An 11,953-nucleotide genomic window follows, 5' to 3' on the forward strand; every position below is an offset into this window, starting at 1 on the left:
GGGTGTGGGAGGGGATGTAAACCGTGCCGGCAGCCAGCTTTTCCTGCAGGATCTCGTAGGCGGTTTTTACCTGAAGGCGGGAGGTTTCCCGCAGCGTCAGTTTAGGCGGGGCGTGGCCGCACAGCTCGTCCATCAGTTGCAGCCCATCGAAGGCGTCGGATGCATAGAACACCGGGGCCTCGGCCTGGGTGCGTTTACCGGCTTGATAGGTGGCCCGCAGGTCATGCTCGACGTAATGCCGATTGAGGGCCGCCCCACCCAAGATCACCGGAATGGCGTAGTCTCGAGCCGCCATGTACTCGAGGTTTTCCTTCATCACCACGGTGCTCTTGACCAAAAGACCGCTCATCCCAATGGCGTTGGGCCGGTGCTGCTCAGCGGCCATCAGGATCTCCTCGATGGGTTTCTTGATCCCCAGGTTGACCACCCGGTAGCCATTGTTGGAGAGGATGATGTCTACCAGGTTCTTGCCGATATCGTGGACATCCCCCTTGACGGTAGCGATCACCAGGGTGCCCTTGTGCACCCCCTCCAGACGCTCCATCTTGGGCTCGAGGTAGCGCACCGCAGCCTTCATGGTCTCAGCGGCCTGCAGGACAAAAGGAAGCTGCATTTTGCCTGCACCAAACAGCTCGCCCACGGTTTTCATACCCTCGAGCAGGATTTGGTTGATCACCTCCACCGGGGAGTATCCAGAGGCCAAGGCGGCTTCTAGGTCCGCTTCCAAGCCCCCCTTTCGCCCCTCGATAATTCGCCGCTGCAGTCGCTCTTCCACCCCCAGCCCGGCCAGGGGGTCCACCGCAGCCGATTTTTCGCTTTTGTGCTTGGCAAAGTAGTCCACGAAAGCGAACAGCGGGTCATAGACCACCGAGCCGTCCTGGGCAAACTCCCGGCGGTCATAGATCAGATCCAGGGCCAGCCCATAGGGCTCCTGGGGAATCTGATGGATGGGCAGAATCTTCCCGGCGTTGAGAATGGCCGCGCTGAGCCCGGCCTTGACGCACTCGTCTAAAAACACCGAGTTGAGCACCACTCGAGCCGAGGGCGAGAGTCCAAACGAGACATTGGAAACCCCCAGGATGAACCCCACCTCCGGCAGGCGTTCTCTGAGCTGGCGAATCCCCTCGATGGTCCAGAGGGCCAGTTTGCGGGTATCCTCGTCACCCTGGGTGATGGGAAAGGTCAGCAGGTCGAAGAGCAGGCTTTCACCAGGAATGCCGTGGAACTGGGTCAGGCGCTCATACATCCGCAGCGCAATTTCCACCTTGCGCTGCGGGGTTTTGGCCATCCCGGCCTCTTTGTCCTCGTCAATGGTAAGGGCCACCAGGGCCGCCCCGTGCCGCTTGGCCAGGGCCGCCACCCGATCAAACTTAGGCAGGCCATCCTCGAGGTTCACCGAGTTCAGGATGGCCCGCCCCCCCAGGTGCTCCAGGGCCGCTTCCATTACCTCAGGCTGGGTGGAGTCCACCATGAGCGGAAGCTGAACCCCTGTGGCCAAGCGGCGCACCGTCTCGGTCATATCGGCCAGCTCATTGCGACCGGTCCAGGCCACCGAAACATCCAGCACGTGACACCCTTCGGCCACCTGCTCCTGGGCCAGCTCGAGCATCCCAGCGTAATCCCCCTTGAAGAGCAGCTCGCGAAATTTCTTGCTGCCCGTGGCGTTGGTGCGCTCCCCCACGATCAAGATGCCGGTATCCTGCTTGAGCGGAACGCTGCTGTAGAGGCTGGCCACCTGCCCGGCTAAAGACGTGCCCGAACGCGGGCTTTGCGCCTGCTGGGAAAAGGCCTGGGCCAGCTGCCGGATATGCTCCGGGCCGGTGCCGCAGCACCCCCCTACCACGTTCAGGCCATACTCCCGCACAAACTTCTCCTGCCAGCGCACCAGTTCCGCCGGGGTTAGGTCATAGACCTCGCGCCCGCCTTCGTTGCGGGGAAGGCCGGCGTTAGGCATACACGCCACCCAGCGGGTGCTGGTCTGGGCGAAGAAACGAATGTGGGAATCCATCAGGTCCGGACCGGTAGCGCAGTTGAGCCCCACCACATCCACCGGAAGGGCCTCGAGCGCGGTGAGGGCCGCAGTATCATCGGTCCCCACCAACATGGTGCCGGTAGACTCCATGGTCACCTGCACCTGCAGCGGAACCTCCCGCCCCACCTCCCGCATGGCCTGGCGTGCCGCCAACACCACGCAGCGCACGTGCAGGATGTCCTGGTTGGTCTCGAGGATCAACAGGTCGCAGCCCCCCCGGATCAGCCCCTTGGCTGCGGTCTGGTAGGCCGCAAACAGGGCGCTCCAGCCAATCTGTCCCAGGCTGATAAGCTTGGTGCCTGGCCCCAAAGAACCGGCCACGAAACGGGGTTTATCCGGGGTGGAAAAGGCCTCCGCCACCCCTCGAGCGATTTGTGCAGCCCGGTAAGCCAGATCCTCGGCCTCATCCTGCAAGCCGTACTCCGCCAGCACGTGTGCAAGGCAACCAAAGCTGTTGGTCTCCACCACATCCGCCCCAGCTTCAAAGTAGCTGCGGTGAATGGCGGCAATTACATCGGGGCGGGTGCGGTTCAAGATCTCCGGGCAGCCGGCGTAGGGTGCCCCGCCAAAATCGGCGTCGCTCAAGCCGTGCTTGAAGATCTCGGTTCCCATGGCCCCGTCAAAGACCAGTACCCGTTGGGAGAGGGCTTTGAGGTAGGGAAACGCGGCAGCTCGCTCCTCACGGCGATACCCCTGGGAAGAGAGGGGCTCAAGCCCCTGCTCTGCGAAGAAATCTCGGTATACCAAACCGCTCACGCCCTGTATTGTGCCACAGACCCCGCCCTCAATTGGGAGCAAAGGTGGACTCCGACCGGGTCCGGCTTTATGGCCCAGAGCGAACCGGTATGCTAGGGCCATGTCCAGCCTGACCGAAGGCATCCTGCTTACCGACGAGTACCAACTGACCATGGCTCAGGTCTACTTCCGCCTGGGTCTGCATGAAAAACCTGCCCTGTTCGAGTATTTCTACCGCAAAAACCCCGACTACGGGCAGCACCAAGCGGGGTACTGCATTTTTGCCGGCCTCAACCCCCTGCTGGACTGGATGGAAGAGGCCCATTTCGGTGAGCCTGAACTCGAGGTGCTGCGCAGCCAGAAAACCCGCACCGGCAAACCGCTCTTCGCACCCGATTTCCTCGAGTGGCTGGGGCGCAGCAACCCCTTCGATGGGCTCACGCTGCGGGCGGTTTCCGAGGGGCGGGTGGTACACCCACAGGTGCCCTTGGTGGCGGTAGAGGGGCCGCTGTTACAGGCCCAGCTGCTCGAGACCGCCCTGCTGAACAAGCTTAACTTTGAAACCCTGGTCGCGACCAAAGCCAGCCGCATCCGCGACGTCTCAGATCACGCCATCATCCTCGACATGGGACTGCGCCGTGCGGCCAGCGGGGCCGGCAATGCCGCAACCCGAGCCGCGCTGATCGGGGGGGCCGACGTGAGCTCGAACGTGGGCATCTCCTATGAGCTGGGGGTACAGGCGGCGGGAACCCATGCCCACAGCCTGGTACAGGCCTTCATAGCCCTGGGGATGAGCGAGCTGGAAGCGTTCCGGGCTTATGCCGAGATCTACCCTGACAACACCACCTTGTTGGTGGATACCGTGGATGTGCTCGAGTCCGGGGTGCCCAACGCCATCACCGTCTTCGAGGAACTGCGGCGCAAGGGGCATAAGCCGATTGGCATTCGCCTCGACTCCGGCGACCTGGCGTATCTCTCCATCCGCTCGGCCCAGCTGCTGGATGTGGCCGGGTTCGAGGATGTGAACATCGTGCTCTCCTCCGAGCTCGACGAGCTGGTGATCTGGCAAATCCAAACCCAGATCCAGCAGGAGGCCCGGCGCTATGGGCTGGATGCCGACCGGATAATTCGGCGGCTGGTCTACGGCATCGGAACCCGACTGGTGACCAGCTGGGGCCAGCCGGCCCTGGGGGGGGTGTACAAGGTGGTCGCGGTGCAGGATGAGGGCAACTGGAAACCCGCCATCAAGGTTTCGGAGACCGCCGAGAAGGTGTTGAACCCTGGGCACAAGCAGGCCTGGCGGCTTTACGATGAGCGCGGGCTGGCGACCGCCGATCTCCTCACCCTCTCCGAGGAAGACCCCCAGACCAAGTCGGTGCTGACCCTGCGCCACCCCTCCGATCCAGCCAAACTTCGCCGCGTGCGCCTGGAGGGAACCCAGCTCGAGCCCCTGCACAGTCAGGTCTGGCAGGGGCATCGCCAGCTCCAAAGCGAAACCCTGGGCATCTGGCGGGAGCGCCGCCAAAAGGATGTGGAGCGCCTGGACCCCGGTGTGCGCCGCTTGGTAAACCCCCACACCTACCACGTCTCGCTCTCACCGCGGCTGTGGGACCTCAAGAACCAGATGATCGAGCGCCTAACCGGGGAACCCTGATCCCCAGGCATGGCTCGAGGTGCACAGCGTGCCCCATTAGGAGCCCCGGCTCAGCAAGGTCAGCACCCCCCGGCGCAGGGCCTCGAGGTAGGCCCTCGGCTCGGGAATCGTGTCCAGGTGAACCTCGAGATCTTCTTTGCTGGACAGGGCGCTCAGGGGCTCAAACCGCTCCTTGTCCCACCCCTGGAGCCGGGCCAAAGCCCGGTAGGTTTCCCAGGTATCCACATCGGTAAACCAGGGGCCCGAACCCCACTCGAGCCCCCGCACCCGCTCCGCATACCGCACGAGCAGGGGCTTGGCCCCCTGGTCCCCCTCGAGGCTCCCTACGCGCCGCAGCAGCTCCGGCCCCAGCACCACCGGCGGCTTGGGTTGGCTGTTTTCGGTGGCCGAGACCGCCCAAACCCCTGGGGCCGGATAAGCCTCCACCAAAGCCCGTACCCTCGAGGCCTCGAGCAGGGGTTGATCGGCCAGCAAGACCAGCATCGGCTCGGTCTCCCCCAGCCCCTCCACCCCCCGCTGCAACGAGGTGCTGAGCCCTTGGGCGTAGTCGGGGTTATATAGCAATCGCACACGGGCCGCATCCGCAGAGCGCGCCTCTGCTTCGACCACATAGCCCAGCGCAGCATGCGCGCGCCCGGTCACCACCCCCACTCGTCCCTCCACCCCATCCAGGGCCGCCTCGAGCACCCCGCTCAGGAGCACCCGACCCGGTCCCGCCGGAAGCAGGGCTTTAGGCAAGCCCAGACGGCTTGCCCTGCCGGCGGCTAAAATCAGGGCATTCATAAAGATAGGGCTTATTGTATGAATGTAACGCCAATGTAGTCCAGTACGAGATTGACAGTTTCGCGCGGACATAGTTTGATAACCATTGTTAGAGGCTAGAAATCTAACAGGAGGAGTGGAAGCATGATTCCAGGCGCCTTCGAGTACCATCGCCCCACCTCGCTCGAGGAAGCCGTCGCGCTGATGGGCCAGCACGGCTTCGAAGCTCGAGTCCTGGCCGGGGGCCAGAGTCTGATCCCCGCCATGCGTTACCGCTTGGCCCAACCGGCGGTACTGGTGGACATCAACCGGTTACCCGGCCTCAACCAGCTCAGCGAAGAGGGCGGGATGCTGCGGGTGGGAGCCCTGGTGCGCGACACCGATGTGGAGTTCAATTCGGGCATCCAGTCGCGCTATGCCCTTATTGCCGATGTCTCGAGGGTGGTGGCTGACCCCATCGTGCGTTTCCGCGGTACGGTGGTGGGTTCCTTGTGCCATAACGATCCCGCCGGAGACTGGACCGCCGCCGCCCTGGCCTCCCGGGCCCAGGTCGTGATCCGTGGTCCCGCGGGGGAGCGCACCGAGGCCATTGACGATTTCTTGGTGGATAGCTTCACCACCTCCATTGGAGAGGGCGAAATTGCGGTGGAGGCCCGCTTTCCCGTACCTGGGCCCCGCACCTCGGGCGCCTATGAAAAAATCGAGCGCAAGGTGGGCGATTACGCCACCGCCGCGGCAGCGGTCCAGCTCGAGCTGACGGAAGATGGCCGCATCCAGGAGGTCGGCATTGGGGTGACCGCGGTGGCCCTGAAGGCTCTGCGGGTAGCCGAGGGGGAGAGGCTATTGCGCGGCCAAAAGCCGACTCGAGACCTCATTCGCGCAGCCGCGGAAGAAGCCGCGAAGATTGCCGATCCCAACCCCGATGCCCGGGGCTCCAAAGAGTACAAGCGGGACATGGCCCGGGTTCTGGTCGGACGTGGGCTAATCAAGGCCCTGGGTCGTTTGGGGGTGCAGCTCTAGCCCATCTAAAAGCGCATCTGTGGGTTTAAAAAGACTGGAAGGAGCCTATGGAAATCATCCTCAACATCAACGGTCAGGACCGAAAGCTAGACGTGGAACCCCGCACCCTGCTGGCCCATGCCATCCGCGATCTGGGCCTGACCGGAACCCATATCGGCTGTGACAGTTCCTCTTGTGGGGTATGTACCGTTTTGCTGGACCATAACACCCCGGTCAAAAGCTGCACCATGTTTGCGGTCAGCGCGGAAGGCCACACCATCACCACCGTGGAGGGGCTGGCTCAGGGCGGGAATCTGCACCCCATCCAGCAAGCCTTCCACGACCAGCACGGGCTTCAGTGCGGATACTGCACCCCAGGAATGATGCTGGCCTCCATTGCCTTGCTCGAGCGCAATCCCAACCCCAGCGAGGAGGACATTCGCTTTGCCCTCTCGGGAAACCTCTGCCGGTGTACCGGCTATCAAAACATCGTCAAAGCCGTACAGCAAGCCGCCCAGGTGATGGGGAAAAAATCTGAAGGCCTGGGCAGCGCAGCCGATGACTAAGCCTTAGAAGGGAGCAAATATGGCGATGGACACCTCCAACCTCGAGCCCAAGGGCATCCAGGGGCTCGGCAAAGCCATCAAGCGCAAGGAAGACGCTCGGTTTATACAGGGTCGCGGCAACTACTTAGACGACATCAAGCTGCCGGGGATGATCTACATGGCCCTGGTGCATAGCCCCTACGCCCACGCCAAGATTCTGAACATTGACGCCTCCGAAGCCCTCAAAATCCCCGGGGTCAAGGCGGTCATCACCTCAAAAGACCTGGCCGCCGCCGGGCTTTCCTGGATTCCCACCTTGGCCGGCGACAAGCAGATGGTGCTGGCCGATGGCAAGGTGCTCTACCAGTACCAGGAGGTCGCGGCGGTCTATGCTGAGACCCGCCAGGCCGCTGCCGATGGGGCCGCCGCGGTGCAGGTGGAGTACGAGCCTTTGCCGGTGGTGGTAGATCCCTACAAGGCCACCGCCCCTGACGCCCCGGTCTTGCGCGAGGACCTCAAGGGCCACATGACCGGGGCGCACGGCCCCCGTCGCCACGACAACCACATCTGGACCTGGGATGTAGGCTCCAAGGACGAAGCCGAAAAGACCCTGGAAAAATCCGAGATCCGGATCAAGCAGCACATGGTCTACCCCCGCAGCCACCCGGCCCCCCTCGAGCCCTGCGGCTGCATCGGCGATATGAACCCGGCCACCGGACGGCTCACGGTCTACATGACCACTCAGGCCCCCCACGCCATCCGCACGGTGCTCTCGCTGGTGACCAAAATCCCCGAGAACAACATCCGGGTCATCTCGCCCGATATCGGGGGTGGGTTCGGCAACAAGGTGCCGGTTTATCCGGGCTACGTCTGCGCCATCGTGGGCAGCATCGTGCTGGGGGTACCGGTGAAGTGGATCGAGACCCGCACCGAGAATCTCACCACCACCGGGTTTGCCCGCGACTTCCATATGGATGTCGAACTCGGGGCCACCAAAGACGGCAAGGTAACCGCACTCAAGGTCTACACCCTGGCCGACCACGGGGCCTTCGATGCCGCCGCCGACCCCAGCAAGTACCCGGCAGGTTTGTTCTCAATCTGCACCGGCTCCTACGACTTCCAGAAAGCCTATGCTGAGGTCGAGGCGGTTTACACCAACAAAGCCCCCGGTGGGGTAGCCTACCGCTGCTCGTTCCGCGTGACCGAGGCCAGCTACCTGATCGAGCGCAGCATGGACGTGCTGGCCCACGAGCTGAAGATGGACCCTGCCGAGCTGCGCCTCAAGAACTTCATCCAGCCCTCGCAGTTCCCCTATCCCTCGGCGCTAGGCTGGACCTACGACTCCGGTGACTACGAGAAAACCCTCAAGGTGGCCCTCGAGCGCATCGGCTACGCCGAGCTGCGCAAGGAACAGGCCGAGAAACGGGCCAAAGGCGAGCTGATGGGCATCGGCATCTCCACCTTCACCGAGATTGTGGGGGCCGGGCCTAGTAAGGACTTCGACATCCTGGGCATCAAGATGTTCGACGGAGCCGAGATCCGCGTGCACCCCTCGGGTTCAGCCATCGTGCGGGCGGGCACCCGCCACCAGGGCCAGGGCCACGAGACCACCTGGGCACAAATTGTCTCCGAGGAGCTGGGCCTGGATGTGGACAAAATCATCGTGGAGGAGGGCGATACCGACACCGCTCCCTACGGCCTGGGCACCTATGCCAGCCGCTCCACCCCCACCGCGGGGGGTGCCATGGCGTTGGGGGCAAGGCGCATCCGTGAGAAAGCCAAAAAGATAGCTGCACACCTGCTGGAAGTGGGCGAGAGCGATGTGGAGTGGGCCGACAAGAAGTTCGTGGTCAAGGGCGTACCCGGCAAGAGCGTGACCATGAACGAGGTGGCCTTTGCGGCCTACACCAACCTGCCCCCCGGCATGGAGCCGGGCCTCGAGACCACCTACTACTACGACCCCCCCAACCTGACCTTCCCCAACGGGGCCTACATCTGCGTGGTAGACATAGACAAGGGTACCGGTGCGGTCAAGGTGCGGCGCTTTGTGGCCATTGACGACTGCGGCACCATCATCAACCCCATGATCGTGGAGGGGCAGGTACACGGCGGTCTAACCGAGGGCTTTGCCATGGCCTTCATGCAGGAGATCGCCTTCGATGAGCAGGGCAACCACCTCTCCTCGAACTTCACCGACTACCTACTGCCCACCGCGCTCGAGACCCCCAAATGGGAGACCGGCTACACCGTAACCCCCAGCCCCCACCACCCCATCGGGGCCAAGGGGGTGGGCGAGTCCCCCACGGTGGGTAGCCCGGCGGCCTATGTGAATGCCGTGGTGGATGCCCTGGCCCATCTGGGCGTACGGCACATCGACATGCCCATCACCCGTGAGAAGGTCTGGAAGGTGCTGCGCCAGGCTGGGGTGGACAGTTTTTAGCCCAGCTCTAAACAGCAAGGGGCTGGGGTTGAGGAGAAGGCATGAAACTAAGCTACAACGGCCAAGAAAAAGTGCAGGCAGACCCAGAAAAGGTCTGGAGCTTCATCAAGGATCCCCAAAAGGTGGCCTCCTGTCTACCGGATGTGCAGGATGTGCAGATCCAGGATGACAAGAATATGGTCGCCACCGTGGGGGTCGCTGTGGGGCCTGTGCGCGGGCGGTTCAAGTTCAACATCCAACTGGATCCCCAGCCCGAGCAGAACAAGATGTTGGTGCGGATTCGAGGCGGTGGGTTGGGCAGCGCCGTGGATCTCACGGCCAGTGCGGACATTACCGGGCAATCCGATCAAACCACCCTTCTGGATTGGCAAGGCGAGGCCAATGTAAGCGGCCCAGCCGCTACCGTGGGCGGACGGGTGCTGGATGCTCAAGCCAAACGGTTGATCACCACCGTGTTTGAGAACATGGGCAAAAAAATGGCGGAGCCTTCTTAAGCAGCTAGGCCTTGATCAGGAGCCATCCAAGCCGCTCTTTTGTGAGCGGAGGGGGATTGTTTAGGTGTACTCACCGCTAGGCTGGTAAGCAAATGGACCTTTACAGCAAAATTGCAGATCTCCGGCGTCGGGGGGAAAGTTTCGCCTTGGCCACCGTGGTCATGCGCCAAGCTCCGGTCTCTTCCCATCTGGGGGATAAAGCCCTGATCTTTGAGGATGGGCGTATCGAGGGATACGTGGGGGGAGCCTGCTCCCGCGAGATCGTGCGTAAGCAAGCCCTGGAAGCGCTCCAAGCCGGAAAGCCTCGGCTGGTCAAGATCACCCCCCAGGTCGCCGCTCAAGAAATCCTGTCTCGAGCCGATGAGGTGGTCATCCCCATGACCTGTGCCAGCGAAGGGGCGGTGGAGGTGTATATCGAGCCCCAGGGGTCCCCGTCGGTGTTGCTGGTGGTGGGGGCCTCGAGGATCGCGGTGGCTACCGCACATCTGGCTGGGGTGAGCGGCTACCCCGTGACCCTGGCCTGCGAAGCCTCCGAGCTGGAGGGTGTCCCCTTAGGAGACGGGGTTCAAGTGATCCCCCGGCAAGATCTAGGGGACTGGCTCACGGGGCGCAACCCCACCCGTACCAGCGTCGTGGTAGCCTCCCAGGGGCATTACGATGAGGATGCGCTGGCGGCAATCCTGCGAGCCATGCCCTGCCCGGCCTACCTGGGTCTGGTGGCCAGCCGCAAGCGGGGAAATACCGTCTTAGAGACGCTCGAGGTGATGGGGGTGCCCCGCGCGACTCTGGCCCCGCTCAAGTTTCCGGCGGGGCTGGACTTGGGGGGGCAGACCCCAGAGGAGGTTGCCCTCTCCATCCTGGCCGAGATGGTAGCCCTCAAGCGAGGCAAGCAGCTCGAGGCCCCAACCCCCACTGCAATCTCCCCAAGCCCCGCGCCTCAAGCCCCTGCCTCCACGGTCGCACTGGACCCGGTCTGCGGCATGAGCGTCGAGATTGCTTCGGCCCGGCACCGCTATGAGTTCGAAGGGCAGCTCTACTACTTCTGCTGCCCCCACTGCAAGGCCAAATTCCAAAAAGACCCCAGCCAGTACCTTAGCCAAGGCTCGAGCGTATGACCTCCCCTCAGCATCCAGTTCTAGAGACCGTCGAGGGCATTCAAGCGGCCTTGCGTGAACGAGGGTACATCGCCGATCTGGCCATGGCCACAGCCCTGCGGCTGGTGATGGCCCTGGGCAAACCGCTTTTGGTGGAAGGGCCCGCCGGGGTCGGCAAAACCCAAATTGCCAAAACCCTGGCCGAGGTGCTGAACACCCGGCTCATTCGCCTTCAGTGCTATGAAGGGCTGGAGGTCTCTACCGCGCTCTACGAGTGGAACTACCCCAAGCAAATGCTCCACATCCGCCTCACCGAAGGCACCGCGCAAGGGGTACAGCAGCGAGAAGCGGAAATCTTCAGCGAACCCTATCTGCTCCGGCGCCCCTTGCTGGAAGCCCTCAGCGAACCGGAACGCTCCCCAGTGCTGCTGATCGATGAGATTGATCGGGCGGATGAGGAGTTTGAGGCCTTTCTGCTGGAGCTGCTGGCCGAATTTCAAGTGACCATCCCCGAGCTGGGCACCATTCGAGCCAAGCACCGCCCGCATGTCATCCTGACCAGCAACCGCAACCGTGAGCTCTCCGATGCCCTGCGGCGGCGCTGCTTGTACCTGTGGCAAAACTACCCCGAGTTCGAGCGGGAGGTGGAGATTCTGCGAGCCCAACAACCCAGGATCAACCTGCGGCTAGCCCAAAAGATCGCCACACTGATGGCCCATCTGCGTGACCTCCCCCTCAACAAGGCTCCTGGGGTGGCGGAGAGCCTGGACTGGGCTCAGGCTTTGGTCTCGCTGCACCAAGAAGCCCTGGACCCGCACACCTTTGAGGCCACCTTGGGGGTCATTCTCAAAGACCGCGAGGACCTGGCCCTGATCCAGGGGCACAAGCGCAGGCTGCTCGAGCTGGTGGAGTCGTAGGGCATGTGGCGGGTTGCCGATCAAACCCCGTTTCCCTACGGCTGCTTGGACCAAAACCTGACCGCGTTCTGTGACCACCTGCGCCGGGTACCCCTCGGGTTTCAATTGGGGCCACAAGAGGTGCAGGACGGGCTTCTCGCCCTCGAGGCAGTACGTCTGGGCAACGTACAGGAGGCGCGGCAGGCGCTCAAGCTGGTCTTATGTAAAACCCCTGAACAGGAGCGGGGGTTTGACGATCTATTCTTCCAGTTTTTTCTCGCCTCCCGCCGCCGCCCCTCCCC

General features: G+C 62.9%; 9 protein-coding genes and 1 pseudogene. 8 read left to right on the forward strand and 2 right to left on the reverse strand.

Features of this window, described 5'->3' with window-relative positions:
• The coding region (locus Mgrana_RS15755) for a methionine synthase (protein ID WP_420845930.1) at positions 1-2,788 on the reverse strand (2,788 nt) is incomplete at its 3' end.
• Between the two features lie 100 nt (positions 2,789-2,888).
• Between Mgrana_RS15755 and Mgrana_RS15760 the strand changes: the two genes are divergently transcribed.
• Entirely contained in the window at positions 2,889-4,421 is a 1,533-nt protein-coding gene (locus tag Mgrana_RS15760) for a nicotinate phosphoribosyltransferase (protein ID WP_119358539.1), read from the forward strand.
• A 36-nt stretch (positions 4,422-4,457) separates the two neighbouring features.
• Here the strand turns inward: Mgrana_RS15760 and Mgrana_RS15765 are convergent, their stop codons facing one another.
• A complete protein-coding gene (locus tag Mgrana_RS15765; RefSeq protein ID WP_170146503.1) occupies positions 4,458-5,204 on the reverse strand; it encodes a nucleotidyltransferase family protein in 747 nt (248 codons plus the stop codon).
• Positions 5,205-5,327: 123 nt separating this feature from the next.
• Between Mgrana_RS15765 and Mgrana_RS15770 the strand changes: the two genes are divergently transcribed.
• The 7 genes and pseudogenes from Mgrana_RS15770 to Mgrana_RS15800 all read left to right on the forward strand — a co-directional run.
• On the forward strand, positions 5,328-6,203 hold the full coding sequence (locus Mgrana_RS15770; protein WP_119358541.1) for an FAD binding domain-containing protein: 876 nt from the start codon (positions 5,328-5,330) through the stop codon (positions 6,201-6,203).
• 47 nt (positions 6,204-6,250) lie between these two features.
• On the forward strand, positions 6,251-6,748 hold the full coding sequence (locus Mgrana_RS15775; protein WP_119358542.1) for a (2Fe-2S)-binding protein: 498 nt from the start codon (positions 6,251-6,253) through the stop codon (positions 6,746-6,748).
• Between the two features lie 19 nt (positions 6,749-6,767).
• A complete protein-coding gene (locus tag Mgrana_RS15780) occupies positions 6,768-9,167 on the forward strand; it encodes an aerobic carbon-monoxide dehydrogenase large subunit (RefSeq protein WP_119358543.1) in 2,400 nt (799 codons plus the stop codon).
• Between the two features lie 41 nt (positions 9,168-9,208).
• Positions 9,209-9,661, forward strand: a complete 453-nt coding sequence (locus Mgrana_RS15785) for an SRPBCC family protein (protein WP_119358544.1) — start codon at positions 9,209-9,211, stop codon at positions 9,659-9,661.
• Between the two features lie 92 nt (positions 9,662-9,753).
• A complete protein-coding gene (locus Mgrana_RS15790; RefSeq protein WP_119358545.1) occupies positions 9,754-10,776 on the forward strand; it encodes an XdhC family protein in 1,023 nt (340 codons plus the stop codon).
• Positions 10,773-11,672: an AAA family ATPase gene (locus tag Mgrana_RS15795; RefSeq protein ID WP_119358546.1), complete on the forward strand. Its 900-nt coding sequence runs from the start codon at positions 10,773-10,775 to the stop codon at positions 11,670-11,672. The genes Mgrana_RS15790 and Mgrana_RS15795 overlap by 4 nt, the downstream gene beginning before the upstream one ends.
• Before the next feature lie 3 nt (positions 11,673-11,675).
• A pseudogene (locus Mgrana_RS15800) lies at positions 11,676-11,953 on the forward strand (hypothetical protein); the annotation flags it as partial.

The sequence above is a fragment of the Meiothermus granaticius NBRC 107808 genome (assembly GCF_003574355.1).
In the GTDB taxonomy this organism is placed as follows: domain Bacteria; phylum Deinococcota; class Deinococci; order Deinococcales; family Thermaceae; genus Meiothermus; species Meiothermus granaticius.